The following is a 24721-nucleotide window of genomic DNA, read 5'->3' as shown; positions in this document are numbered from 1 at the left end:
GCAGGCGGGAGAGGGGTTGGGGAGAGGGCAATGGCGCAGCCTCATGCAGCTGGTCTCACTGGGGTTTCCCGCCCCCTCATCCGCCCCCCGGCACCTCCTCCCGGTGGGAGAAGGACAAAAAAGAACGGCGCCCATTGGGCGCCGTTCTGGAATATTGCATTCTCCGCGGTGACGATGCGTGCGAAACGACCTTGAACCCGGGGTTCAAGTGGGAGCGTTGGGGGGCCATCGGGCTTCCCGCTACAAGGCGGACTTGCACACCCGGCTCCGTCGCGCCCCCGTGGTCGTCATTAAGGGACAAGGCGAATGTTTGCACACGCCGTCGTTCACAGCAGAGAACGCGGGGCCAGTATAGCGGGGTTGCGTGCGCGGGGGCAGTCTTTTTGCCCGTCCGGCGAGTTCATCTGGCTTAGCCGCTCAGACTGTTCAACGGGCGTTGTCGATGGCGATGTCCAGGCGCCGGTTCAGATCGTTCAGCGCGCTCTGGAAACGCTGCTGCTGGGCAGCCTGCTCGTCGCGCACCTGCTGCAGTTCATGGGCCAGGTTGAGCGCGGCCAGCACCGCCACGCGGTCGACCGCCGCCATGCGGTTGCTGCCGCGGATCTCGCGCATCTTCTGGTCGAGCATGCGCGCGGCGGCGGCAAGGCTGTCGCGTTCGTCCGGCTCCACGCCGACGGTGTACTCACGGTCAAGGAGGCGGACGCTGACCGGCTCGTTCTGGCTCACGTGTGCTGCTCCAGCGACTTGAGGCGGGTGATCATGGCTTCCACCCGCGAGCGGGCCTGTTCGTTCTTGGTCAGCAACTGCGAGCGCTCGGCGATCAGCTGCTCCTGCTGTTGGCGCAGGCTGCGGTTCTCGTCGGCCAGCCGCTGGTTGCGCTCGAGCAGCAGCTCGAGGCGGGCGGCGAGGGCGACCAGTTGGCCGGCGGGATCGAAGGCATCCATGGTCGGCACGATAGGCATGCAGGCAGGGGCCGGTCAAGGAGGGCAACACCGCGTGGTTGCTACACTGTGCAGCCGCTGCCGCGCACGGCGTGGTGGCGATCCTTTTCCCGCTTTACAGACCCGTGACATGACCGATCTTCCTGTCGTCAACGACATCCTCCAGGCCAGCCAGTCGCTGGGCCTGGGTGCTTCCCCGGCCGAACTCCACGGCGCGCTGGCCGGCTGGCTTGCCGCCGGCGGTGATGACCTGCCGGACTGGCCGGCCAAGGTGCTGGCCGACGACAACCTGCCGGCACTGGAGCCGGGCAGCGTGCTGGACCGGTTGCGACAGGCCACCGTGGCGCAGCTGGAAGACCGCGACTTCGCCTTCGAGCTGGTCCTGGCCGACGCCTCGGCCCCGCTGCAGGTGCGCACCGATGCCCTGTTCGAATGGTGCCGCGCGTTCCTGGGCGGTTTTGGCCTGGCCTCGGGCAAGCGCCCGGCGCTGAGCGAGGAGGGTGAAGAGGCCCTGCAGGACTTGGCACGCCTGGCGCAGTCCTCCAGTGACCAGTTCGACAGCGCCGACGAGGACGAGGACGCGCTGGCCGAGATCGAGGAGTTCGTGCGCGTGGCGGCGCTGCTGCTGCACGGCGACTGCGTGATGGGCTCGCGGCACCGCCAGCGCCTGAACTGAGGAGCGGCATGAAGCGCCTGTCCGGGATCACCCCCGCCGAGTACGCCCGCCGCCGTCGCCAGCTGATGGAAGCGGCCGGCGATGACGCCATCCTGGTGCTGCCCGCCGCCCCCGAGCGCGTGCGCAGCCACGATACGTTCTATCCGTACCGGCAGGATTCGGACTTCTGGTACCTGAGCGGGTTCCAGGAGCCGGAGGCGGTGCTGGTGCTGATCCCGGGGCGTCGCCACGGCGAGAGCATCCTGTTCTGCCGCGAGCGCGACCCGGACCGCGAAGCGTGGGACGGCCCGCGTGCCGGCCAGGACGGCGCGGTATCGCGCTACGGGATGGACGACGCCTATCCCATCGAGGACCTGGACGAAATCCTGCCGGGCCTGCTGGAAGGCCGCTCGCGGGTGTACTACCACTTTGGCCGCGACGCGGACTTCGACCTGAAGCTGATCGGCTGGGTGAACCGGGTGCGCTCGCAGGTGCGGCACGGCGCGCAGCCGCCGCACGAATTCCTGGAACTGGGCCACCTGCTGCACGAGCAACGCCTGTACAAGTCCGACGACGAGATCGCGTTGATGCAGACCGCGGCGGACATCAGCGTGCGGGCCCACCGTGCCGCGATGCGCGTCGCCCGCCCGGGCATCCACGAGTACGAACTGCAGGCCGAGCTGGAACGCGAGTTCCGCGCCAGTGATGCGTGGCCGGCGTACAACAGCATCGTCGGTGCCGGTGCCAACGGCTGCGTGCTGCACTACCGCGACAACAACGGCGGCAGCCGCGAGGGCGACCTGGTGCTGATCGACGCCGGCGCCGAGTTCCGGGGTTACGCCAGCGACATCACCCGCACGTTCCCGGTCAACGGCCGCTTCAGCACGGAGCAGCGCCTGCTGCACGAGCTGGTGCTGTCCGCGCAGGCGGCGGCGCTGGAGCAGGCGCGGCCGGGCATCGCCTACGAGGAAGGCCACCTGGCCGCGGTGGAGGTGCTGACCGAGGGGCTGCTGCGGCTGGGGCTGCTCAAGGGCGACCTGGAAGAGAACATCATCGAGCGCCATTACCAGCGCTTCTACCGGCACAAGACTGGGCACTGGCTGGGGCTGGACGTGCACGACGTGGGCGACTACCGGGTGGCCGGCGAGTCGCGCCTGCTGGAACCGGGCATGGTGTTCACGATCGAGCCGGGCCTGTACATCTCGCCGGACGATCGCGACGTGGAGCCGCGCTGGCGCGGCATCGGCATCCGCATCGAGGACGATGTGCTGATCACCGCAGCGGGGCACCACGTGCTGACCGGTGCGCTGGAGCGCAGCGCCGAGGAGATCGAAGCGTTCATGGCGCGACGTTGAGGCCGCGCCAGGGCCATGGGGAGCATGGCCCTGCGAAGTTGCGGAAGCCGTCGCTGCCGCCTGCGTGGCCGAACGCTTAGACTCCCCGGTTCGATCCACGGGGGACAACCGATGAGTGCCACCACACACCTGCGCCGGCTGCTGGCCGCGGCATTGATCCTTGCACTTTCCGGGCCAGCCGTTGCGGCACCACCGGTGGCCGATGCCGCCGTCGATGTGCTGGACATGCATGGCACGCCGGCCAGTGCGGCCGACCGCAGCTTCAACATCTTCTTCGATGCCGGCGCCTGGCATGGCTACAGCCTGCCGCTTGCCAGCGACGCCGGCAGTGGTTTCTCCGGGCCCTTCGTGCACAGCATCGGTGCCGGGCGCTGGGCGGGACGGCGGCTCGCCCAGGTGACGCTGGCCCCGCCCGGAGGCGGCGCGGTGATCACGCTGCGCGAAGTCGGCAGCCAAGCCGGGCCGGGCTACCTGCAGCGCCATTTCCAGGGCCAGGGCCTGCAACTGCGGCAGACCCTGTTCTTCGCCGATGCGCAGCGCGCGCTGGTGCGCATCGAGCTGGAATCGTCGACCTCGCGCGCGTTGGACGTGGCGGTGGAGAACGAAGCGATGCTGGCGCCGGGGGATCGGCTCGTGCTGCATTCCGGTGCGGTGACGCAGACGTTCGTCGGCAGCGCCGAGACCGTGCTGACCCGCCTGCACCAGGACGTTGTGCAGCTGCTGCCACGGCAGGCGCGCAACCAGGTCGTCTTCGCGTCGAGCCAGCCGGTGCAGCTGGAGGCGGCGAAGCCACTGGTGCTGGTGCTGGAACAGCAGTTGTCGGCAGGGCCGGGACCGGCCGTCGAGGTCGACGCCGATGCCGCCTGGTCACGCAATCGCGCGCGCTGGAACGGCTACCTGCAGGCGATCAAACCCAGCCACGTGCCGGGCGTGCCGGATGCGACCGCGCAGCGCATCGCGCTGAAGGCCGTGCAGACCCTGATCGGCAACTGGCGCGCGGCGCGCGGCGACCTGCGCCACGACGGGGTGATTCCCTCCTACTCGGCCGATTACTTCAACGGCTTCTGGGCATGGGATTCGTGGAAGCACGCGGTCGCGCTGGCCCATTTCGCACCGGACCTGGCGCGCGACCAGATGCGCGCGATGTTCGACTACCAGGCCGCCAACGGCATGGTCGCCGACAGCGTCTACCTCGATGCGAAGGAGAACAACTGGCGCAACACCAAGCCGCCGCTGGCTGCCTGGGCGACGCTGGAAATCCACCGTGCCACCGGCGATGCCGGTTTCGTCGCCGAGATGTACGACAAGCTGGTGCGCTATCACCATTGGTGGTTCGCCGAGCGCGACCACGACCACAACGGCCTGGCCGAATTCGGTGCCACCGATGGCACCCGCCTGGCCGCCGCGTGGGAAAGCGGCATGGACAACGCGGTGCGCTTCGATGACGCGAAGATGCTGCGCAATGGCGAGAACGCCTGGTCGCTGGACCAGGAGTCGGTCGACCTCAACGCCTATCTCTATCGCGAGAAGCTGGACCTGGCGGCATTGGCCGGCGTGCTGGGCAAGCCGGACGAACGCGATGCCTGGCTGCGTGATGCCGAGGCGATGAAGCAGCGCATCGGTGCGCGCTTCCACGATGCCGAGGCGGGCTGGTTCTTCGATGCGCGGCTGGGCAGTGGTGCGCATATCCGGGTGTTCGGCTCGGAGGGCTGGACGCCGTTGTGGGCGGGGCTGGCCAGTGATGCACAGGCGCGTGGGGTGATCGCCACGATGCTGGATCCGAAGCGTTTCGCCACGCCGATGCCGCTGCCCACGCTGGCGGCCGATGATCCGCGCTTCTCGCCGATCAAGGGCTACTGGCGCGGGCCGCTGTGGCTGGACCAGGCGCGATTCGGGGTCGAAGCCCTGCGCCGCCATGGCCACGTGCGCGAGGCCGACCAGCTGACCGCACGCCTGCTGTTGAATGCCGAGGGGCTGGATGCGCAGGCGCCGATGTACGAGAACTACGACCCGACCACCGGCAAGGGCTACCAGGCGCGCAACTTCAGCTGGTCGGCGGCGAGTTACCTGTGGCTGCTGGGCGTGGGACGCGAGTGAGGGTGGGCGGCGGGCCTGCCTGGCGCGCCCCGTCGTCGAAGATGAGGGCAGACGTCGGCGCCTCGTTCAGGTGAAAAAGGAAGCGCCGCGATCGCGGCGCTTCCTGTCCCTGCGGTGGACGGCATCGCTGCCGTGACCGATCAGGCGGCGGCGAACACCGGGCGGGTCAGGTTGTCGGCCTCGCCCTCGGTGCACAGCACCTCGTCCTCGATGCGGATGCCACCGTAGGGGCGGAAGAAGTCCACGCGCTCCCAGTTCACGCTGGCCGCGTTGCCGGCCTGCTTCACCTCGTCCAGCAGCATGTCGATGAAGTACAGCCCCGGCTCGATGGTCACCACCATGCCCGGCGCCAGCACACGGGTCATGCGCAGGTAAGGGTGGCCGGCCGGACGCTCGACGCGGCCGCCGTGGTCGCCGGCGGCGAAACCGGCCACGTCATGTACCTGGGCGCCGATCAGGTGGCCGATGCCATGCGGGAAGAAGGCGGCGCTGACGCCGGTGGCCAGTGCGGCTTCCGGGGAGACGTTGATGACGCCGAAGTCCTTCAGGATGCCCATCAGCGACAGGTGTGCATCCACATGCAGTTGCTTGTAGTCGAAGCCGTTGCGAACGGCCGCGCACATCTTCCGCTGCGCGGCGTCGACGGCATCGATCAGCGCCTGGAACTCGTCATGGCCGGCGGCGGCGTAGGTGCGTGTGATGTCACTGGCGTAGCCATGGGCGGAGGCACCGGCATCGATCAGGAAGCTGCGCAGCGGCTGCGGGGCGACGCGGCCCAGCTCGGTGTAGTGCAGCACCGCGGCATGCTCATTGAGCGCGACGATGTTGCCGTAGGGCAGTTCGTTGCTGTCCTGGCCGACCGCACTGCAGTAGGCCATGTGGATGCCGAATTCGCTGGCGCCGGCGCGGAACGCGGCCTCGGCGGCCTTGTGGCCACGCACGGCAAGCACCTGGGCCTGGCGCATCAGCGCGACTTCGTAGGGGGTCTTGTAGGCGCGGTACCAGTCCAGGTAATGGATCACCGCTTCCGGGTTGTTCGGCACGAAGCCGCCCAGCGCACTCTGCGCTTCGCCGATGATCGCGCAGCGGGCCGGGTCCCTGGGCAGCAGCGGCAGCGCATCCTCCGGCTTGCGGATGATGTGGATGTCGAAGTGCTCGACCCACCAGCCGCTGGGGGCGTCCGGGACCACGTGCCAATAGTCGAAGGGCTGGTAGAACACCAGCGTCGGCCGCCTGCCGGGGGTGTGCACCAGCCAACTGCAGGGCAGCCGGGTCTGCGGCAGCCAGGTCTTGAACAACGGGTTCACCGCGTACGGGTAGTCGCGGTCGTCGAAGGCTTGGTAGTGCAGGGTGCCGCTGGGGACGACCAGGTGATCGAAGCCGCCGCGCGCCAGTGCCTCATCGGCGCGGCGCATGAGCACGCCCAGATGGTCGGAATACAGGGCGGCGGGATCGTGCTGGTTCATCGCGGTGGCTCGCTTGGATGACGTGATGCGGGGCCACGATTCTGCCGCAATCGGCCCACGGCTGCTGTGCCGTTTTCGTCACTCAGGCCTTCGGCAGGTTGCTTTCGATCCAGTGCACCAGCTGTTCGCGCTGGGCCTTGTCCATGGTCAGGAAGCGGAATCCGGCCCAGGATTGTTCCGGGGCGTGCGCCGGCTCGCGCCAGAGCAGGTGCACGCCGGCATCGATCTGGTGCTGGCCGCCGCGCCCGTCGGGAATGGTGAACTGCAGCTGGTAGAGCGCGTCGTCCTGCAGCGGGCCGGAGGCGATCAGCAGCATGCCGCTTTCGGAGATGTTGCTGAGCCGGCCGATCACGCCGTCGGTCATCATGTCGCGGACCGGCACCAGTTCCGGCACCGGCATGCGGGGAGCGCGGCGGGTTTCGGTGATCATGCGTTTTCCTCCGCAGCGGCAGGGGCCTTGCCGGCCAGCGAACGCAGGGTACGCAGGGTGGCCTGCCAGGCGCGGTCGATCAGGCGGCCGCGGTCCTCGGTGACCATGCGCAACTGGCCCTTGGCCATCAGCCGGGCCATCGCATCGAGCGAGAGCTCGGCGATCTTCTGGCCGCGCTGGTTCACGAACAGGGCGTTGTCGGTGATCAGGCTGTACCAGGACAGGCGCTGGCGGCGGCTGTCACCCTGCTGGTTGACCACGAACTCGAACCAGGTGCCGAAGGGCAGGGTGCGCAGCTGCCGGTAATGGGTTTCCTCGGCCGGGGTGCGCTCGGGCTGTTCCTTGCGGCGGCGCTCCTCGTCCTCGTCACGGTCGCCGGCCTCGCCCAGGCGCGAGCGCGCCTTGAGCTTGGCGGTCAGCTCGGTCTTGGAGGTGATGTCGTCCTCGCCGCCGGGCGAGGACAGGCGGCGGGCAATCGCGCCGGCCTCGTCGCGGTGGTAGCCGACCTGCTGCAGCGACTGCTCGATCTCGTCGCCGAAGGTGATGTCCGGGGTGCCGGATTTCAGCGCAGTGATCTCGCTGATGCGGCGCGTGGACTGCTCGCGCTGCTTCCATTCCTCCGACTGTTCGCCCTGGCGCAGCAGGGTGAGGGTCAATACGTCCGACCATGCCTTGCGCAACAGGGTCTGCACGAACTTGGGCGGGTTGCTGTTGGCGCAGACGTCCTCGATGGTGCGGCTGGCCAGCTGCTTGGCGGCCTCCAGCCGCTCCTTGCCGCGCGCGGCCTCGACCTGGCGGCGCTCGGTGACCTCGGCGCGCCGGGCGGCGGCGCGAAGATGGGTCTGGATGCGCTCGTTGGCCTCGGTGAAGACGGTTTCGTCGCCCTGGTAGTCATTGACCACCGTGGCGACCGATTCGTTGAGCTTCTGCAGCAGTACCGGGTCGCTGTCGTCGTCGCTGAGCCACACCGCGCCGGACTCGGCCACGGCATTGAGCAGCTCGCGCGCGGGGTGCTGGTCGCGCTGGAAGAAGCTGGCGTCGCTGATGGCCGCGCGCAGCAGCGGCACCTGCAGCTGGGTGAGCAGGCCGGTGGCCGGGCCGTCGCTGCGCACCTCGCGCTGGATCTGGGTGAACAGCATGCCCAGCAGGTCCAGCGTGTCGGTGTCCTGCGAGGACAGTGCCGCGGTCGGGCCGTGTTCGGCCTTGATCTGTGACAGCAGCGCGCCGTGGATGTCGCCGATGCTGCGGCGGTTGCCGGCCGCGGCGCTCTGCAGCTTGCCAAGCAGGTCCATCACGGCGCTGCTCGGCACGGCCACGGCATGGGAGCCCTCGGTGCTGCCGCCGGTCGCCAGGGCCGATGGCGCCGCGCTGGCGGAACCGGCCGCGCCGCCGGCCACGCCATGGCGAGCGGCATCCAGCAGGTTGTGTAGGCCCGACAGCACCGGGTTGCCGGCCGGAGCGGCGGCATCGGAGCCGCCACCAGTGCCCGCACCGGACACCGCAGGCGCCGAGGCAGCGCCGGCGGCGGCACCGGCGAGGCCGCCCGGCAGCTGCAGTTCCTGCGACAGGCTGCTGGCCCAGGAGGCCGCCGGGGCCTGGCCCTGCCAGCTGGTCAGCGGGCCCTGTCCGGCCGAACGGCTGCCCGGGCCCAGGCCGTTGCCGGTGTCCCTGCCGGCGGGGGCGTTGCCGCGCGGCGCGGAGGGGCGGACCAGGTACGGGCGGTAGACCAGCCCGGGCAGCACGCCTTCGCGCGCGAACAGGATGTTGAGGCGGTCGGCCAGCTCGGTATGGCGGTCCATGACCTGGCGTTCGAACACCTGGTACAACGCCAGCTGGCTTTCCAGGTTGAGCTGCAGCCGCTCGCCGGCCTCGCGCAGGGCGCGGCACAGCGCATACGGGCCGGTGGGCAGCCGCTCGATGTCGAAGGCCGGTTGTGCGGCGAGCACCGCGAATCGCTGCCCGAGCAGCTGCAGGGCGGTGATGCCGCGGGTCCCTTCGCGGCGGGCCATCTCGTGCAGCACGATGTCGCGGTCGATGTCGGTGTCCTCGACCAGGGTCATGGTCTTGAACGCCGTGGCCTGGGTGTTGCCGATCGGTTGCGGGGCATCCCTGAAGCTGGCCAGCTGCCTGGCCAGGGCATCCAGGAACAGGCCCGGGAACTGCGGGGCCTGCTCGCGCAGCGTGCGCATCTGGGCGTAGATGTCCGACTGGATCTGGCTGTTGCGGGCCTTCTCGGCATGCTGGAACAGCGCACGTTCCAGCTCCACCATGCACAGCTGCAGGGGCGTGCGCAGGACGTCGTCGGCGGCCTGCCAGACGGCTTCGAGCAACTGGCGGACGCGGGCGGGGACCGGCGCGTCTGCGATCCGGGCAGGCGCCTGACTGGACGAACTGGATGCGGTCCCTGACATCGTGGTGTGTTCTGCCCCCGTTAGACCGCGCTTTCTATCATTTTGGTGACAGCTTCGCCACTTTGGTTCTTACGATCAGGGCAGGAACAGCTCCACCACGTCGTTGGTGAAACGCCGGCCCAGCTCGGTCGGGAGCAGGCGGTCGCCCTCCATCGCCAGCCAGCCGCGGTCGCCGGCGATGGCCAGCGCAGGTTGCAGCGCGGCGGCGGACAGCCCGGTGCGGGACGTGAAATCGCGCAGGGTGAAGCCCTCGTGCAGGCGCAGCAGGTTGAGCATGTACTCGAACGGCAGCCGCTCGGGACTGATCATGTCGTCACCGCCGATGCTGGCCGGGGTGCCGGCGCTGTCCATGAAGGCCTGCGGATGCTTGTGCTTCCAGCGGCGCAGCACGTGCTGCCCGGCGCCGGAGCTGATCTTGCCGTGGGCACCGGCACCGATGCCCAGGTAGTCGCCAAAGCGCCAGTAGTTGAGGTTGTGCGCGCACTGGTAGCCGGGCCGGGCATAGGCGCTGACCTCGTACTGGCCGTAGCCGGCCTGGGCCAGCAGTGCCTGGCAGTGCTCCTGGATGTCCCAGGCACTGTCCTCGTCGGGGATGCCCCGCGGCGGCCGGGCGAAGAACACCGTGTTCGGCTCCAGCGTCAGCTGGTAATGCGAGATGTGCGTGGGGTCCAGCGCGAAGGCGCGCTCCAGGTCATGCTCGGCCTGGGCCAGGGTCTGCTCCGGCAGCGCGTACATCAGGTCGATGTTGAAGTTGGTGTAGCCGGCGTCCTGGGCCAGCTTCACCGCGCGTTCGGCCTCGTTGCTGTCGTGGATGCGGCCCAGGCGTTTGAGCGCGTCATCGTTGAAGGTCTGGATGCCGAAGCTGATGCGGTTCACGCCGGCCGCGCGGTAGCGGTCGAAGCGGCCGTGCTCGGCGGTGCCGGGGTTGGTCTCCAGCGTCACTTCCAGGTTCGGCGCGAAACGCAGCCGTGCGCTGGCCTCCTGCAGGAAACGATCGATCGCTTCGGGCGGGAACAGGCTGGGCGTGCCGCCGCCGAAGAACACGCTGCTGACCACCCGGCCCCAGACCAGTGGCAGGTCCTGGTCCAGGTCGCGGATCAGCGCGTCGATGTAGGCATCGAACGGCAGCGCGCCCTTGCCCGCGTGCGAGTTGAAATCGCAGTACGGGCACTTGCGCACGCACCAGGGCAGGTGCACGTACAGCGACAACGGTGGTGGCACCAGCTGCGGGCCGGTAGCGTGGCCGTGGTCGCCCGAACAGGATTCACCGGGCGCGTGGTGGCAATGGGCGTGGGAGTGCGACATGGGCAGGTCAGGCGGGAATGAGGGGGCGGGGGCGAGGCGGGTCAGCGCCTGTCCAGCAGGATCGGATCGACCAGTGAGCGTGGCTGCGCGCGCAGCACGGCCGCGGTGATGTCATGGAACATCGGCGAGGCGCCTCGGTCGCTTCCCGCATCGTTGTCCATCAGCCGGTGGTAGGCCGGGCGGCTGCCGTTGCGCATATACAGCAGCAGGCCGGAGACCATGGCCCTGCGCTGGTCGGCGAAATCGTCGTAGCGGACTTCAAGCACGTCGTGGAGCCGGACCTGCCGCCATCGGTGCAGGGTGCCGATGTTGTGGTAACGCAGGTGCCCGGCGGCTTCATCCAGGACCACGCGCTGCCAGATGATCGGTGCGCCGATCAGCGCGATGACCAGTGCGCAGCCCGACGCCCACAGTGGCGGTGCCCACCACGGCTGTTCGCCGTTGTAGGCCAGCACGCCGCCCAGGATCGCCCCGGTGATGCCGCCAAGCATCGCCAACAGTTGCACGAGTCCCAGCCGGGGCCGGTAGCGGCGCGCCGTCATCCGCCGTGACCTCAGTCGAGCCTGACCCGGGCCAGCTGCTGCTTGAGCTGCTGCAGCGCCTTGGCACGGTGGCTGCGGCCGTTCTTCTGCTCCGGCTGCATTTCCGCAGCGGTCAGGCCCAGTTCCTCATCCAGGAACACCGGGTTGTAGCCGAAGCCGTGGGTGCCACGCAGTTCATCGATGATGCGGCCTTCCCAGCTGCCTTCGCAGATCAGCGGCTGCGGGTCGTTGGCGTGGCGCAGCAGCACGATCACCGCGTAGAAGCGGGCGCTGCGGCGTTCGGCCGGGACATCACGCAGGGCGTCGAGCAGCTTGGCATTGTTGGCGGCATCGTCGGTCGGGCTGCCGGCATAGCGCGCGCTGTACAGGCCGGGGGCGCCGTCCAGTGCATCGACGATCAGGCCGGAGTCGTCGGCCAGCGCCGGCAGTCCGGTCACCGCACAGGCGTGACGCGCCTTGATCAGCGCGTTCTCGACGAAGGTCAGGCCGGTCTCCGGCACATCGTCCACGCCCAGCTCCCGCTGCGGCACGATCTGCAGCGGCAGCGCGGCGAGCATGGCCTGCAGTTCCTTCAATTTGCCGGCGTTGCCGCTGGCCAGTACCAGTTTCATTGCTTGGGCTCCAACAAGTCCCAGGTGTTGCCGTACAGGTCGCGGAACACCGCGACGGTGGCATAGGGCTCCTCGCGCGGGGCCTCGAGGAATTGCACGCCGCGCTCGGTCATGGCGGCGTGATCGCGCCGGAAGTCGTCGGTGTTCAGGAAAAAGCCGACCCGGCCACCGGTCTGGTTGCCGATGCGGCTGCGCTGTTCGGCGTCACTGGCGCGGGCCAGCAACAGCGCGGCGGAGCTACCGTCGACCGGCCCGACCACCACCCAGCGCTTGCGGCCCTGGTCGATGTCCTCCAGCAGCTGGAAGCCCAGCTTGCCGGTGTACCAGGCGATGGCCTCGTCGTAGTCGGCCACCACCAGCGTGACCAGGGCGATGCGCCGGCTCATGCCTGGGCCAGTGCCGCCTGCTGGGCCTCGAACAATTCGCGGATGCCTTTTTCGGCCAGCACCAGCAGCGCGTCCAGCTCGTCGCGGCGGAAGGCATGGCCCTCGGCCGTGCCCTGCAGCTCGATGAAGCCACCGCCGTCGTTCATCACGACATTCATGTCGGTATCGCAGTCGCTGTCCTCGGCGTAGTCCAGGTCCAGTACCGGCTGGCCCTTGTAGACGCCGACCGAGACCGCGGCCACCGCGCCGAACAGCGGGTTGCGCTTGATGTCACCGCGCTTGAGCAGCAGGTTGACCGCGTCCACCAGTGCCACGTAGGCGCCGGTGATGGCCGCCGTGCGGGTGCCGCCATCGGCCTGCAGCACGTCGCAGTCCAGGGTGATGGTGCGTTCGCCCAGCGCATTGCGGTCGATGCAGGCGCGCAGCGTGCGGCCGATCAGGCGCTGGATTTCCAGGGTGCGGCCGCCTTGCTTGCCGCGTGCCGCTTCGCGGTCGGAGCGGGTATGGGTGGAGCGGGGCAGCATGCCGTACTCGGCGGTCACCCAGCCTTCGCCTTTGCCACGCAGGAAGCCGGGCACGCGGTTCTCGACGCTGGCGGTGCACAGCACGCGGGTGTCGCCGAAGCTCACCAGCACCGAACCTTCGGCATGGCGGGTGAAGGCGCGTTCGATGGTGACGGTGCGCAGCTGATCGGCCTGGCGGCCGCTGGGACGGGAAAAGGTCATGAAAGGTCCGGATGACAGGGGTATTCAATGGGGCGCCCGGGCGGCCGACGGGCCGGCGTCCGGGGGCGCCTAGGGTACCATTCGCCCTTTGCAACGCACCGGAATTCCACATGATTCGAAGCATGACCGCCTATGCCGGCGGCGAACGCGTCACGCCCTGGGGCACCCTGGGCTGCGAGCTGCGCTCGGTCAACCACCGTTTCCTCGAAGTCGGGGTACGGTTGCCCGAGGAGCTGCGCGCGCTGGAGCCGCAGCTGCGCGAGCGCGTGTCCGGCCGCATCAGCCGCGGCAAGCTGGACCTGGTCATGCGCCTGCGCAGCCCGGAGGCGGCGACCTCGCTGACGGTCAACGAGGTGCTGGTGAAGCAGCTGGGGGACCTGGCGGTCCGGCTGCATTCGGGCTTCCCGAACCTGCGGGTCGAGTTCACCGAGCTGCTGCAGTACCCGGGCGTGCTGCGTACCGAGGCCACCGACACCACCGCGCTGCAGGCCGAGGCCATGGCGCTGCTGGACGAGGTGATCAATGGCTTCGTGCAGGCCCGGGAGCGTGAAGGCGACAAGCTGGCCACGGCGATCAGCGAGCGCGTGGACAGCATCGAGCGCATCGCCGCCGAGGTGCGCGAGCTGATCCCGGTGATCCGTGAAGGCCAGCGCGCCAAGCTGGCCGCACGCCTGGCCGACCTGCCGCACCCGATGGACCCGGGCCGCGCCGAGCAGGAACTGGTGCTGTGGCTGCAGAAGCTGGACGTGGACGAGGAGCTGGACCGGCTGGGCAGCCACATCGCCGAGATCCGCCGCATCCTGCGCCAGCGCGAGCCGGTCGGCCGTCGCCTGGACTTCCTGCTGCAGGAGTTCAACCGCGAGTCCAACACGATGGGCTCCAAGTCGGTGGACAGCCGCACCTCCAACGCCTCGGTCGAGCTGAAGGTGTTGATCGACCAGATCCGCGAGCAGGTCCAGAACATCGAGTGACATGCCGGTCCAGCCGTGCCGGGCCCTGCTCGGCACGGCAGCCGGTATCGGCGTCCCCGGCAAGGCGCCGGCGCGGCATGGCGGGGCTCCACGGCAGGGCGCGTTCGGCACGAAACGGCCCGTCCCGTTACAATGCCGGGCCATTCCGACGCTGGCCCACCCTTCCATGCGTGGCACCCTCTATATCGTCGCCGCCCCGTCCGGGGCCGGCAAAAGCAGCATCGTCAACGCCACCCTGGCGCGCGACCCGCAGATCTCCCTGTCCATCTCCTTCACCTCGCGGGCCATGCGCCCGGGCGAGGAGAACGGCAAGCACTACCACTTCGTCAGCGCCGCCGAGTTCGAGCGGATGATCGGTGAAGGGGACTTCTTCGAGCACGCCCTGGTGCACGGCGACTGGAAGGGCACTGCCCGGCAGTCGGTCGAGCCGCAGCTGGCCGCCGGCAAGGACGTGCTGCTGGAAATCGATTGGCAGGGTGCCCGCCAGGTGCGCGACAAGGTGCCGGGGGCAGTGAGCGTGTTCATCCTGCCGCCGTCGCGCCAGGCGCTGGACGAGCGCATGCGCAAGCGCGGTCAGGACAGCGAGGCGGTGATGGCCCAGCGTCTGGCCGCCGCCCGCGAGGAGATGCTGCATTACGACGAGTTCGACTACGTCATCGTCAACGAGGATTTCGACACCGCCGTGGGCGAGATGTGCGCGATCTTCGCCGCCAGCCGGTTGCGGCTGGAGCCCCAGCAGCGGCGAAATGCCGACCTGATCGCCTCCCTGCTGGCCCCCGAAAACTGAGCAAGCGATTGATTCACAAGGGGCTGTTCAGCCGTCGGCTTGATTTCCGGGCGGCCGGGCCTCTACAATCGCTCCCCTTTCCCTCATTCGTTCGAGCGGCCGTGCAGGTCGCCGGGAGCCCGCATGGCCCGCATCACCGTAGAAGATTGCCTGGAAGTCGTTAACAACCGTTTCGAGCTGGTCATCATGGCGTCCAAGCGCGCCCGTCAGCTGGCCAATGGTGTCCAGGCGACGATCGACAACAGCGAGACCGAGGACAAGCCGACCGTGCTGGCGCTGCGCGAAATCGCCGCCCGCCGTATCGACAACGAGCTGATCGAGGAAGTCGAGAAGGCCGAGCGTGAGCGCGTCGAGCGCGAAGCGCTGGAGTGGGCCGCCGCCGAAGTGGTCGCCGACGAAGACATGTCCAAGAACGACGATTGATCGGCTCGATCAAGCGCATCGCTGCAGTACATCGGACAGCCCGCCCCGTGCGGGCTGTTCTGCATTCCGGGTTTGCCGAAGATCGCCTGCTGGCATAGTCTTCCGCCATGAACCCAGGCCCTTCCGCCCAGGTAGCCACGCCCGCGGGCGGGGCGGTACCTGACTACGTACTCCAACTCGAACGCGCAGCCAGCTACCTGCCCGCCGAGCAGCTGCCGTTGCTGCGTCGCGCCTGGGAAGTGGGCGCGACCGCGCACGCGGGCCAGACCCGCAAGTCCGGCGAGCCCTACATCACCCATCCGGTCGCCGTCGCGCGCATCCTGGCCGAGCTCGGCCTGGACGTGGAAACGCTGATCGCCGCGATCCTGCACGACACCATCGAGGACACCCCGCTCACCGCCGCGGAACTGGCCGGCGAGTTCGGGCAGGCCGTGGCCGACCTGGTGGACGGTGTCACCAAACTGGACAAGCTCAAGTTCCGCGACCGCCAGGAAGCGGCCGCCGAGAGCTTCCGCAAGATGCTGCTGGCGATGTCGCGCGACCTGCGCGTGATCATGATCAAGCTGGCCGACCGCCTGCACAACATGCGCACCCTGGGCGCGCAGAGTGCCGAGGCGCGGCGCCGCATCGCCACCGAGACGCTGGACATCTACGCGCCCATCGCCCAGCGCCTGGGCATGAACCTGATCAAGTCCGAGCTGCAGAACCTGGGCTTCCGCGCGCTGTACCCGTGGCGTCACGCCATCATCGAAAAGCACATCCGCAGCCAGCCGGTGGTCCGCCGCGAGGCGATGGCGCAGGTGGAGGTGCAGTTGTCGCAGCGGCTGGCGCGCGAAGGGCTGGAGCACCGCCTGATCAGCCGCATCAAGACGCCCTGGAGCATCTACACCAAGATGCGCGAGGAGAACAAAACCTTCGACCAGGTGATGGACGTGTTCGGCTTCCGCCTGGTCGTGCGCAACGTGCCCAACTGTTACCACGCGCTGGGCGCGGTGCATGCCGCGTTCAAGCCGCTGGACGGGCGCTTCCGCGACTTCATCGCCATCCCCAAGGCCAACGGCTACCAATCGCTGCACACCGTGCTGTTCGGGCCGTACGGCTCGCCGATCGAGGTACAGATCCGCACCGAGGAGATGGACCTGATCGCCGAGCGCGGCGTGGCCGCGCACTGGACCTACAAGTTCGGTGGCGACAGCCCCAACAGCGCGCAGAGCCGCGCGCACGCGTGGATCGTGGAGCTGATCGACTCCCAGCGCACCGCCGGTTCGTCGCTGGAGTTCCTGGACAACGTCAAGGTCGACCTGTTCCCGGACGAGGTCTACCTGTTCACGCCCAAGGGCAAGATCCTGGCGCTGCCGCGCAACTCCACCGCGCTGGACTTCGCCTATGCGGTGCATACCGACGTGGGCAACCGCGCCGTGGCTTCGCGCGTGGACAAGAAACTGGTGCCGCTGCGCACGCGCCTGGTCAGCGGGCAGACGGTGGAGATCATCACCGCGCGCTCGGCCTCGCCCAAGCCGCAATGGCTGGAATTCGTGGTCAGCAGCAAGGCACGTACCGCCATCCGCCACCAGCTCAAGCAGCTCGAGCACGAGGACGCGGTGCAACTGGGGCACAGCATGCTCGACCGCGCGCTGGAAGCGATGGACAGCTCGATCGAGCGCCTGCCCAAGGGCCGCCTGGATGCGTTCCTGGCCGAGCAGCGTTATCCGCGCCTGGAGGCTTTCCTGGCCGACGTGGCGCTGGGCAACTGGATGCCCACCCAGGCCGCGCAGGCACTGATGTCCTACGCCGAGCTGCGCGGTGGCAATGCGCCGAGCCGCCGCCAGGAGAAGATCCTGATCAACGGCAGCGAGCGTGGCGTGGTCAGCTTTGCCGGCTGCTGCCAGCCGATCCCGGGCGACGACATCATGGGTTACCACACCGCCGGCAAGGGCATCGTGGTGCACCGGCTGGACTGTCCGAACCTGGCCGAGCTGCGCAAGTCGCCCGAGCGTTGGGTGCCGATCGGCTGGGACACCAACGTGGTGGGCGACTACGACACCGCGCTGGTGGTGGAAGTGGAGAACGGCACCGGCGTGCTGGCGCAGCTGGCCGCGGCCATCGCGCAGAGCCACTCCAACATCGAGCGCGTGGATTACCTGGACCGCGACTTCAACGCGGCGGTGCTGTGCTTCAACATCCAGGTCCGTGACCGCAACCACCTGGCCGAAGTGATGCGTCGCCTGCGTCGGTTGCAGGTGGTGCAGGCAGTGCGCCGGCAGTAGTCGGCGCTTGGCCTGGGCAAGCGTGGCGGGGAGCGCATCCCTTCCACGCAGCCCTCATGTGCCGGTAGCGCCGGGTCATGCTTGGCGAATGCAGGCCGGAAGCGCTTTTCCACAACCGGTGTGCGGCACTGTACGGAGAACTTGTGGATAAGGGCGCGCAGCCCTTGTGCCCCAAGGCTTCGCAACGTGTGGTGAAGATTTGTCCAGCCCGGTCTGCGTGGTCACCATGCGCCGGTAGCGCCGAGCCGTGCGTGGCGAATGCAGGCCCGAACCGCTTTTCCACAACCGGTGTGTGGCACTGCACGGAGAACTTGTGGATAAGGGGGCGCAGCCCTTGTGTCCCAAGGCGTTGCAGTGTGCGGTGAAGATTTGTCCAGCCAGACGACGCCATAGGCAGGGGCGCAATCCCGGCGTCCTCAGCATCGCGCGTCAAATTGGTTTGGCCAGGGCTCGACCCCCGCCTGCGCGGCATCCCGCCCGCCGGTAGCGCCGTGTCACGCGCGGCGGATGCGGGCCGGAGCGGCTTTTTTCCACAATGCGTGTGCGGCACCCCGGGTGGAACCTGTGGATAAGCGTGCACAACCCTTGCGCTGCAAGGCTCTGCAACGCGTGGTGAAGAATTGTCCATGTGCATGAACCGGCCATTGCGCGGGCGATGACTGGCCCGTCATGGGCCGACGTTACAATGGCCGACCTTTTCCCATGTGGAGCTGCCCATGTCCCGCCAGATCATCAACACCGCCAACGCCCCGGCCGCCATCGGCCCGTACTCGCAGGCCGTGCGTGCCGGCAACACCGTCTACTTCTCCGGCCAGATCCCGCTGGACCCGGCCACTGGTGACATCGTCCCCGGCGACGTGACCGCACAGGCCCGTCGTGCGTTCGACAACCTCAAGGCCGTGGCCGAGGAAGCCGGCGGCTCGCTGGACAAGATGGTGCGCCTGGGCCTGTACCTGACCGACCTGGGCGAGTTCGCCAAGGTCAACGCGGTGATGCAGGAGTACTTCCAGGCGCCGTTCCCGGCCCGTTCGACCATCGAAGTGTCGGGCCTGCCGAAGGGCGCCGCGTTCGAAGTCGACGCCATCATGGTGCTGGAGTAATCCAGCGGCCAGCGAGGGCCTGCCTGCAGGCCCTCAGGCCAGGGGACGCCGGGTCTGGCTCGGCGTCTGCCCGGTCCAACGCTTGAAGGCGCGACGGAACTCACGCGCGTCGTTGAAGCCGAGCTGGTTGCCGATCGCGGCGATGCCCAGTTCGGGATCCTGCAGCAGTTCCAGGGCCCGTTCGGTGCGGATGCGGTCATGTACCTCGCTGAAGGAGGTTTCCTCCTCGGCCAACTGCCGGCGCAACGTGCGTTCGCTCAGGTGCAGGGCCAGGGCCACATCGCTCATCTGCGGGTTGTCCCGCAACTGCGGGCGCAGCAGCCGCTCCACCGCCGCGGTGGTCTCGCCGCGCATCGACAGGCTGGCGAGCTGGCCATGGCACAACGCCAGGGCCTGCTGCGAGGTCACCGGGTTGTAGCTGGCGAAAGGCAGGTCCATCCAGCGCCGGTCGAGCAACACCGCATGCCGCGCCTGCTCGAAGCGGACCTCGCAGCGGAACAGCGTTGCGTACTGGGCCGCGTAGTCGGGCGCGGGATAACCCAGCTCCATCCAGAGCGGACTGAAGCGCTCGCCGGCCAGTTCACGGCCCAGCATCAGCACGCTGGAGAACAACTCCTCGCACAGGAATGGCAACAGGTCATGTGATTCCTCCGGCGCGGTGGCGACCAGCGCCAGGGTCTGGGCATCGTGCTCATGCAGGCTCAATGTCATCAATGGGCCCAGGTTGCGCTGGTAGTCCAGGCCGATGCGCACCGCATCGCCGAAAGTGCGCGCGGTCTTCATCGCCAGCCCGAGCAGGCCGAAGTTGCCGCCGTTCTGGCTGCTGCCCATCGCCAGTCCGACGCTATCGATGGGAAGCGTGGGCAGGGCGCGGCGGATGACCTCGATCGCCTGCCGGTAGGAAATGCGCGTGCGCGGGTCGTCCAGCTGCGTGACGCTCAGGCGCAGGCCGGCCAGCCAGCTCTCGCTGTTGACGCCCAGTTCGCGGCCCATCAGCAACAGGCCACACAGCATGTTGGTGGGGACATCGGCGATGGCCAGCCGGTCCCCGGATCTGCGATGCATCGAAGCTCCCTCCAGCTTGTCCGCTTTGCCCCCCCAAGTATGCCGCTCCTGCCCTTCGCGTGAACACTGGCTGAAAGCCAGACTGCGGCAACATCTGGCGGCGTATGGGAGGCCGAATCATGCAGCGCAGCAATAAATGGGCGGTGGCAGCCGCAGTGGCGGTGCTGGCGTCCGGTTGCCAGAAGCAGGCCGAGCCGGGTCCGGCCGTGGCCGCCGCCGATGGGGCATTTGCGGCCAGCCTGCAGGAACGCCTGCTCGACGCCAAGCCCGGGGACGTGATCGAGATCCCGGCCGGCCGGCACCAGTTCGAGCGCAGCCTGACCCTGCGCGCCGACGGGGTGACCCTGCGCGGCGCCGGCATGGACAAGACCGTGCTCAGCTTCAAGGGGCAGAAGGCCGGTGCCGAAGGGCTGCTGGTCAATGGTGACAACTTCACCATCGAGAACCTCACCATCGAGGACTCCAGGGGCGACGGCCTGAAGATCAGCGAGTCCGAGCACATCACCATCCGCGGCATCAAGGTGCAGTGGACCGGCGGGCCGAGCACCAAGAACGGTGCCTACGGCATCTACCCGGTGCTGACCAAGGACGTGCTGATCGAGAACACCATCTCCATCGGTGCATCCGATGCGGGCATCTACGTCGGCCAGTCCGACGGGGTGATCGTGCGCGACAGCCGCGCCGAGCAGAACGTGGCCGGCATCGAGGTGGAGAACACCCGCAACGCCGATGTCTACAACAACGTGGCCACCGGCAACACCGGCGGCATCCTGGTGTTCAACATGCCCGGGCTGTCGCAGCAGGGCGCCAACATCCGCGTGTTCAACAACAAGGTCATCGCCAACAACCACGCCAACTTCGGTGCCAAGGGCACGCCGGTGGCCAGCGTGCCGGCCGGTTCGGGCGTGGTCATCAATTCAAACGATGACATCGAGGTGTTCGACAACGAGATACGCGACAACGCCACCGCCAACATCATCGTCTCCAGCGTCTATTCCACCGGCTACAAGGACAGCAGCGCGTCGGCCAACTTCGACCCTTACCCCGAGCGCATCTACATCCACAACAACACGCTGTCCGGCGGCGGTGATTCCCCCGATGGCCTGGACCTGAAGGCGCTGAAGGTCGCCACCTTCGGCCTGACCGGCAACTTCCCGGACGTGTTGTGGGATGGCTACTTCAACGCCAACCGGGTGGTCGACGGGGTACGGATGGGCCCCCAGATCTGCCTGCGCGACGTCAACGGCGTGATCAACGCCGATGGCCCCGGGGGCTACAAGAATCCGAGCAAGGACCTCAAGCCGTTCGATTGCGAATTGCCGCGCCTGCCGGCAATCGACCTGAAGCGGGGTTGAGGGCGACCGATGCGTGCGATGCGTGTGCGGGTAGGCATGATGATCGGCGTACTGCTGGCCCTGGTGGGGTGCAGCGGCAAGCCGGCGGTGCATTTCTTCGACGAGGGCCAGCCTGCGACGCTGGACCAGTGGCACGTGCTGCGGGTCGAGGGGGGCAAGCTGCGACTCAATGACGGGGTGGTGCCGTATGACCTGAACACCCCGTTGTTCAGCGACTACGCGCACAAGCTGCGCACGGTGTGGATGCCGGAAGGAAAGGCCGCCGGCTATCAGTCGGAGAATGCCTTCGATTTCCCGGTCGGCACCATCCTCAGCAAGACGTTCTACTACCCGCTGCCGGAAGGGGGCGGCGCTGACGCCATGGCGGTGGCGCGTACGCCGCCCTCGCAGTCCTCGTTGCAGGGTGAGGCGCTGGACCTGTCCAGGGTGCGCCTGATCGAAACGCGGCTGCTGGTGCATCGCCAACAGGGCTGGGTGGCGTTGCCGTATGTATGGAACCGCGAGCAGACCGTTGCCACGCTCAAGCGCACCGGCGATACGGTTGAACTGGAGCTGGTGGACGCGGCCGGCGCGCGCGAGGCGCTGAGCTACCAGGTCCCGGACCAGAACCAATGCGGCGGCTGCCACATCACCGACAACCGGTCGCGCAAGTTGCTGCCGATCGGCCCCAAGGCCCGGAACCTCAACCGTGACTTCGACTACGCCGGGGGGCGCGAGAACCAGTTGGCGCACCTGGCACGGGTGGGTTACCTGCAGGGTGCGCCGGCCCCGGCGCAGGCACCACGGGCCGCCGATGCCACCGATCCGCATGCATCGCTGGATGCGCGTGCACGCGCTTACCTGGACGTGAACTGCGGGCATTGCCACAGCCGCACCGGCCCGGCGATCACCTCCGGGCTGTGGCTGGACGCACCCACCCGCGATCACCTGAAACTCGGCCTGTGCAAGCAGCCCATCGCCGCCGGCAAGGGCACCGGCAACCGGTTGTATGACGTGCTGCCCGGTGACGCCGATGCCTCGATCATCGCCTTCCGCATGGACAGCGACGATCCGGCGGTGATGATGCCCGAGCTGGGCAGGGCGGTGGTGCACAAGGAAGGTCTGGCATTGATCCGGCAATGGATCAATGGGCTTGAAGGTAGTTGCGATACGACGGCCGGCGCGGGGCCGGTCAACACGACGGGACCGCCGGCCGGTTGAGGTCGGTTTCACCCACTGCTGGGAGAGAGGCGATGCGAGTGAAACAACGGAGTCTGGTGACAGGGCTGCAGCGGGCGATGGCCGGGCTGGTGGTGCTGGGGACGGCCGGTACGGCCATGGCGCAATCGGCGACGGAGGACGCGGCGACCACGCTGGACCGGATCACGGTCACCGCGCAGAGCCGCCAGCAGGAGATCCAGGACGTACCGATCGCCCTGCAGGTGGTCGACCAGAACCTGCTCAGCGACGTGGCCGCCGAGAACCTGGGTGACATCGACGCCTTCGTGCCGGGCCTGGTGATCGATGCGGTACAGCCGACCCAGCCTTCGTTCCGGCTGCGCGGCGTGGAAACCGACGACTTCGGCATCGGCACCGATCCGGCCGTGGGCATCTTCGTCGACGGCGTGTACGGGGGGCGCGGCGGCGGGGTGCTGTTGCCGTTCGTGGACGTGGAGCGCATCGAAGTGCTGAAGGGCCCGCAGGGCACGCTGTTCGGTCGCAACACCGCCGCCGGTGCGATCTCGCTGATCACCCGCCGGCCACAGGCCGACGTGGAAGCGCGCGCGACGGTGCGGGTCGGCAACTACGGCAAGAAGTACGCCGATGCGATGTGGAACATTCCCACCGGCGACAACTCCGCGCTGCGCTTCAACGCCCTGATCAATACCAGCGATGGCTGGTTCCAGGACGGTGCCACCGGCAAGGACCTGGGCGGGGACAATGTCTGGGCCACGCGCGCGGCCTGGCAGTCGCGCTTTGGCGACAATACCACCGCCTACATCACCTGGGACCATGAGAGCCTGGACCAGAATGGCCGCGTCACCACCGGCATCGTGGCCCTGCCGGACTACCCGGCACGCCCCACCGTGCCAGTGGATCCCAACGACTACCTGGACCCGCGCAAGGTCAAGACCTACAGCGATGCCGACAATGCCGAATGGCGCACGTTCGATGGCGTGACCCTGATCGTCGACCATGCGCTGGCCTGGGGCAATTTCACCTCGACCAGTTCCTGGCGCAAGTACGACTCGACCAACCACACCGAGGAGGACGGCACCAACCGCGCCGACCTGTACGTGGACTCGAAGAACACCGAGAGCAACGAGACCTTCTACCAGGAGTTCAAGTTCTCCGGCAGCAATGACCACATCGACTGGGTGGCGGGCGCCAGCTACTTCAACGAGGACGCGCGCCAGACCAGCGAGGTCAATACCAACACCGAGGCGGTGGACAACATCGTCCGCAACATGGGCATCGCCCCCACGCCCGACGGCAGCCTGTTCGGCTTCACCTCGATGCTGGCGCAGATGAACGGCATCCCGATCTCGTTGGTGGGCGAAAAGTGGAACGAGCGCTTCCTCAACACGCTCGACACCACGTCCTATGCGGTGTTCGGTGACGTGATCTGGAAGGCCACCGACCGCCTCAACCTGACCTTCGGCCTGCGCTACACGCGCGACGAGAAGGACTTCACCTGGCTCAACACGCCGCGCAACGCGCCCGGCCTGGAGGCCAAGCTGGACACGCTGGAGGCGCTGGGCTTCTTCCAGGCGCTGGCCGGGATGGGCGTTCCGATCACCCGTGAACTGCTGACCTTCGACATGGCCTTCATCGATGCGCCGGCGATGGTCAACAAGGGCAAGCTGGTCCGCGACAAGAAGAGCTGGAGCGACTGGAGCCCGCGCTTCGTCATCGACTACCACGTCAATGACGACACCATGGTGTTCGCGTCGCTGGCCAAGGGCTACAAGGCCGGTGGCTTCAACGCGCTGCAGATCGGCCCGGCGTTCGAGAACGAGGACGTGTGGAACCTGGAGATGGGCATCAAGCAGAGCTTCGCCCGCTTCTCGTACAACGCCTCGGTCTTCCATTACCGCTATGACAACCGCCAGGCCATCCGCCTGGTCGACCCGGACCCGAACAACCCGGTCGACATCCCGCGCTACGTCTTCGACACCGGTGACCTGGAAGCGACCGGCGTGGACTTCGACATGCGCTGGAAAGTCACCGATGCCTTCAGCCTGGATGCGCAGGCCGAGTGGATCGACTCCAAGTACAAGAACTACGTGACGCCCGAGGGGGTCGACCTGGACGGCGAGCCGACCGGCGAACCGCGCTTCACCGCTTCGGCCGGCGCCGCATACCAGGCTGATCTCGGTGGCAACGGCCAGCTGCGCTTCTCGGTCCGGCAGGCGTACCGCGGCGCACAGCGTTGCAACGAGGCCTCCGACCTGCAGGGTGACTGCGGCATCAGCAGGCTGCTCAACGTGGGCCAATCGCGGCAACGCACGGATGCACGCATCGCCTGGACCTCGCCGCTGGGCCACTTCAACTGGGCGGTGTACGCCAACAACGTGTTCGACAAGCAGTACGTGCGCGGCCTGAACACCTACGGCCGTGGCCCGCTGGGCGTGGTCGGCGCGACCATCACCGATCCGCGCACCTACGGTCTGGAAATGACCGTGAAGTTCTAGGCGTTCCAAGCCCTTCTCCCGTGCACGGGAGAAGGGCCGGGATGAGGGCAGGGGGACAGGCAGGTCCCCCGAAGGCGCCCAGACACAGCCCTCATCCCACCTTTCACCTCGGACTTCCAACGCTGCAAGGGGAAGGAAACCCCGGCGCCCACCGC

22 protein-coding genes and 1 other RNA gene are annotated in these 24721 nt (G+C 68.0%); 11 read left to right on the top strand and 12 right to left on the bottom strand.

The features are described 5' to 3' along the window. Positions 1-156: 156 nt before the first annotated feature. From ssrS to IB227_RS11630, 3 genes are all read right to left on the bottom strand, one after another. Positions 157-341, bottom strand: a non-coding RNA gene (ssrS, locus tag IB227_RS11640) — 6S RNA. 85 nt (positions 342-426) lie between these two features. After that, positions 427-726 carry a cell division protein ZapA gene (locus IB227_RS11635; protein WP_132865481.1) on the bottom strand — a complete coding sequence of 100 codons (300 nt, stop codon included), beginning with the start codon at positions 724-726 and terminating at the stop codon, positions 427-429. Further along, positions 723-944, bottom strand: a complete 222-nt coding sequence (locus tag IB227_RS11630; protein ID WP_132866209.1) for a TIGR02449 family protein — start codon at positions 942-944, stop codon at positions 723-725. Before IB227_RS11630 ends, IB227_RS11635 begins: the two co-directional genes overlap by 4 nt. A gap of 127 nt (positions 945-1071) precedes the next feature. On the opposite strand from IB227_RS11630, the gene IB227_RS11625 reads away from it, so the two are divergent. From IB227_RS11625 to IB227_RS11615, 3 genes are all read left to right on the top strand, one after another. Further along, entirely contained in the window at positions 1072-1617 is a 546-nt protein-coding gene (locus tag IB227_RS11625) for a YecA family protein (protein ID WP_192287535.1), read from the top strand. 8 nt (positions 1618-1625) lie between these two features. Continuing rightward, on the top strand, positions 1626-2951 hold the full coding sequence (gene pepP, locus IB227_RS11620) for a Xaa-Pro aminopeptidase (RefSeq protein ID WP_132865479.1): 1326 nt from the start codon (positions 1626-1628) through the stop codon (positions 2949-2951). A 111-nt stretch (positions 2952-3062) separates the two neighbouring features. Then, positions 3063-5048 carry a trehalase family glycosidase gene (locus tag IB227_RS11615; protein ID WP_192287534.1) on the top strand — a complete coding sequence of 662 codons (1986 nt, stop codon included), beginning with the start codon at positions 3063-3065 and terminating at the stop codon, positions 5046-5048. A 140-nt stretch (positions 5049-5188) separates the two neighbouring features. Here IB227_RS11615 and pepQ read toward each other — a convergent pair whose 3' ends face one another. The 8 genes from pepQ to rph all read right to left on the bottom strand — a co-directional run bounded on the left by pepQ (position 5189) and on the right by rph (position 12924). Continuing rightward, positions 5189-6514: a Xaa-Pro dipeptidase gene (gene pepQ / locus IB227_RS11610; RefSeq protein WP_192287533.1), complete on the bottom strand. Its 1326-nt coding sequence runs from the start codon at positions 6512-6514 to the stop codon at positions 5189-5191. 82 nt (positions 6515-6596) lie between these two features. Beyond that, positions 6597-6944: a PilZ domain-containing protein gene (locus IB227_RS11605; RefSeq protein ID WP_192287532.1), complete on the bottom strand. Its 348-nt coding sequence runs from the start codon at positions 6942-6944 to the stop codon at positions 6597-6599. Continuing rightward, complete coding sequence (locus IB227_RS11600; protein ID WP_192287531.1) at positions 6941-9355, bottom strand: DUF1631 domain-containing protein; 2415 nt, start codon at positions 9353-9355, stop codon at positions 6941-6943. The genes IB227_RS11605 and IB227_RS11600 overlap by 4 nt, the downstream gene beginning before the upstream one ends. 75 nt (positions 9356-9430) lie before the next feature. Continuing rightward, a complete protein-coding gene (gene hemW / locus IB227_RS11595; protein ID WP_192287530.1) occupies positions 9431-10660 on the bottom strand; it encodes a radical SAM family heme chaperone HemW in 1230 nt (409 codons plus the stop codon). Positions 10661-10701: 41 nt separating this feature from the next. Next, positions 10702-11166, bottom strand: coding sequence for a hypothetical protein (locus tag IB227_RS11590; RefSeq protein WP_192287529.1), 465 nt, complete (start codon positions 11164-11166; stop codon positions 10702-10704). A 47-nt stretch (positions 11167-11213) separates the two neighbouring features. Then, positions 11214-11813, bottom strand: coding sequence for an RdgB/HAM1 family non-canonical purine NTP pyrophosphatase (gene rdgB / locus IB227_RS11585; protein WP_192287528.1), 600 nt, complete (start codon positions 11811-11813; stop codon positions 11214-11216). After that, complete coding sequence (locus tag IB227_RS11580) at positions 11810-12199, bottom strand: VOC family protein (protein ID WP_192287527.1); 390 nt, start codon at positions 12197-12199, stop codon at positions 11810-11812. Before IB227_RS11580 ends, rdgB begins: the two co-directional genes overlap by 4 nt. Beyond that, entirely contained in the window at positions 12196-12924 is a 729-nt protein-coding gene (gene rph, locus IB227_RS11575; RefSeq protein ID WP_192287526.1) for a ribonuclease PH, read from the bottom strand. The genes IB227_RS11580 and rph overlap by 4 nt, the downstream gene beginning before the upstream one ends. Positions 12925-13034: 110 nt before the next feature. Between rph and IB227_RS11570 the strand changes: the two genes are divergently transcribed. The 5 genes from IB227_RS11570 to IB227_RS11550 all read left to right on the top strand — a co-directional run bounded on the left by IB227_RS11570 (position 13035) and on the right by IB227_RS11550 (position 18472). Then, positions 13035-13895 (top strand): YicC/YloC family endoribonuclease, encoded by an 861-nt coding sequence (locus IB227_RS11570; protein ID WP_192287525.1) that lies wholly within the window; start codon positions 13035-13037, stop codon positions 13893-13895. A gap of 166 nt (positions 13896-14061) precedes the next feature. Then, complete coding sequence (gene gmk / locus IB227_RS11565; RefSeq protein WP_192287524.1) at positions 14062-14682, top strand: guanylate kinase; 621 nt, start codon at positions 14062-14064, stop codon at positions 14680-14682. Positions 14683-14805: 123 nt separating this feature from the next. Continuing rightward, on the top strand, positions 14806-15105 hold the full coding sequence (rpoZ, locus tag IB227_RS11560) for a DNA-directed RNA polymerase subunit omega (protein WP_132865467.1): 300 nt from the start codon (positions 14806-14808) through the stop codon (positions 15103-15105). Positions 15106-15212: 107 nt separating this feature from the next. After that, complete coding sequence (locus tag IB227_RS11555; RefSeq protein ID WP_132865466.1) at positions 15213-17372, top strand: bifunctional (p)ppGpp synthetase/guanosine-3',5'-bis(diphosphate) 3'-pyrophosphohydrolase; 2160 nt, start codon at positions 15213-15215, stop codon at positions 17370-17372. A gap of 716 nt (positions 17373-18088) precedes the next feature. Beyond that, positions 18089-18472 (top strand): RidA family protein, encoded by a 384-nt coding sequence (locus tag IB227_RS11550; protein ID WP_192287523.1) that lies wholly within the window; start codon positions 18089-18091, stop codon positions 18470-18472. Between the two features lie 33 nt (positions 18473-18505). On the opposite strand, the gene IB227_RS11545 is transcribed toward IB227_RS11550, so the two are convergent. Further along, on the bottom strand, positions 18506-19537 hold the full coding sequence (locus tag IB227_RS11545; protein ID WP_225591803.1) for an AraC family transcriptional regulator: 1032 nt from the start codon (positions 19535-19537) through the stop codon (positions 18506-18508). A gap of 119 nt (positions 19538-19656) precedes the next feature. Here IB227_RS11545 and IB227_RS11540 point away from each other — a divergent pair, with 119 nt between their 5' ends. The 3 genes from IB227_RS11540 to IB227_RS11530 are packed head-to-tail and all read left to right on the top strand — an operon-like array spanning position 19657 to position 24566. Next, positions 19657-20892 (top strand): parallel beta-helix domain-containing protein, encoded by a 1236-nt coding sequence (locus IB227_RS11540; RefSeq protein ID WP_192287522.1) that lies wholly within the window; start codon positions 19657-19659, stop codon positions 20890-20892. 9 nt (positions 20893-20901) lie between these two features. Then, on the top strand, positions 20902-22092 hold the full coding sequence (locus tag IB227_RS11535; protein ID WP_225591802.1) for an SO2930 family diheme c-type cytochrome: 1191 nt from the start codon (positions 20902-20904) through the stop codon (positions 22090-22092). Between the two features lie 56 nt (positions 22093-22148). Next, positions 22149-24566, top strand: coding sequence for a TonB-dependent receptor (locus tag IB227_RS11530; RefSeq protein WP_192287521.1), 2418 nt, complete (start codon positions 22149-22151; stop codon positions 24564-24566). Positions 24567-24721 lie beyond the last annotated feature (155 nt).

The organism is Stenotrophomonas sp. STM01 (genome assembly GCF_014852135.1).
In the GTDB taxonomy this organism is placed as follows: Bacteria; Pseudomonadota; Gammaproteobacteria; order Xanthomonadales; family Xanthomonadaceae; genus Stenotrophomonas; species Stenotrophomonas capsici.
This window is presented reverse-complemented; position numbering and strand designations above follow the sequence as displayed.

What these genes read in the sequence shown, in the direction of transcription:
- IB227_RS11630 (WP_132866209.1), bottom strand. Translation starts at nt 944, where the DNA reads ATGGATGCCTTCGATCCCGCCGGCCAACTGGTCGCCCTCGCCGCCCGC.
- IB227_RS11625 (WP_192287535.1), top strand. Translation starts at nt 1,072, where the DNA reads ATGACCGATCTTCCTGTCGTCAACGACATCCTCCAGGCCAGCCAGTCG.
- pepP (WP_132865479.1), top strand. Translation starts at nt 1,626, where the DNA reads ATGAAGCGCCTGTCCGGGATCACCCCCGCCGAGTACGCCCGCCGCCGT.
- IB227_RS11615 (WP_192287534.1), top strand. Translation starts at nt 3,063, where the DNA reads ATGAGTGCCACCACACACCTGCGCCGGCTGCTGGCCGCGGCATTGATC.
- pepQ (WP_192287533.1), bottom strand. Translation starts at nt 6,514, where the DNA reads ATGAACCAGCACGATCCCGCCGCCCTGTATTCCGACCATCTGGGCGTG.
- IB227_RS11605 (WP_192287532.1), bottom strand. Translation starts at nt 6,944, where the DNA reads ATGATCACCGAAACCCGCCGCGCTCCCCGCATGCCGGTGCCGGAACTG.
- IB227_RS11600 (WP_192287531.1), bottom strand. Translation starts at nt 9,355, where the DNA reads ATGTCAGGGACCGCATCCAGTTCGTCCAGTCAGGCGCCTGCCCGGATC.
- hemW (WP_192287530.1), bottom strand. Translation starts at nt 10,660, where the DNA reads ATGTCGCACTCCCACGCCCATTGCCACCACGCGCCCGGTGAATCCTGT.
- rdgB (WP_192287528.1), bottom strand. Translation starts at nt 11,813, where the DNA reads ATGAAACTGGTACTGGCCAGCGGCAACGCCGGCAAATTGAAGGAACTG.
- IB227_RS11580 (WP_192287527.1), bottom strand. Translation starts at nt 12,199, where the DNA reads ATGAGCCGGCGCATCGCCCTGGTCACGCTGGTGGTGGCCGACTACGAC.
- rph (WP_192287526.1), bottom strand. Translation starts at nt 12,924, where the DNA reads ATGACCTTTTCCCGTCCCAGCGGCCGCCAGGCCGATCAGCTGCGCACC.
- IB227_RS11570 (WP_192287525.1), top strand. Translation starts at nt 13,035, where the DNA reads ATGATTCGAAGCATGACCGCCTATGCCGGCGGCGAACGCGTCACGCCC.
- gmk (WP_192287524.1), top strand. Translation starts at nt 14,062, where the DNA reads ATGCGTGGCACCCTCTATATCGTCGCCGCCCCGTCCGGGGCCGGCAAA.
- rpoZ (WP_132865467.1), top strand. Translation starts at nt 14,806, where the DNA reads ATGGCCCGCATCACCGTAGAAGATTGCCTGGAAGTCGTTAACAACCGT.
- IB227_RS11555 (WP_132865466.1), top strand. Translation starts at nt 15,213, where the DNA reads ATGAACCCAGGCCCTTCCGCCCAGGTAGCCACGCCCGCGGGCGGGGCG.
- IB227_RS11550 (WP_192287523.1), top strand. Translation starts at nt 18,089, where the DNA reads ATGTCCCGCCAGATCATCAACACCGCCAACGCCCCGGCCGCCATCGGC.
- IB227_RS11545 (WP_225591803.1), bottom strand. Translation starts at nt 19,537, where the DNA reads ATGCATCGCAGATCCGGGGACCGGCTGGCCATCGCCGATGTCCCCACC.
- IB227_RS11540 (WP_192287522.1), top strand. Translation starts at nt 19,657, where the DNA reads ATGCAGCGCAGCAATAAATGGGCGGTGGCAGCCGCAGTGGCGGTGCTG.
- IB227_RS11535 (WP_225591802.1), top strand. Translation starts at nt 20,902, where the DNA reads ATGCGTGCGATGCGTGTGCGGGTAGGCATGATGATCGGCGTACTGCTG.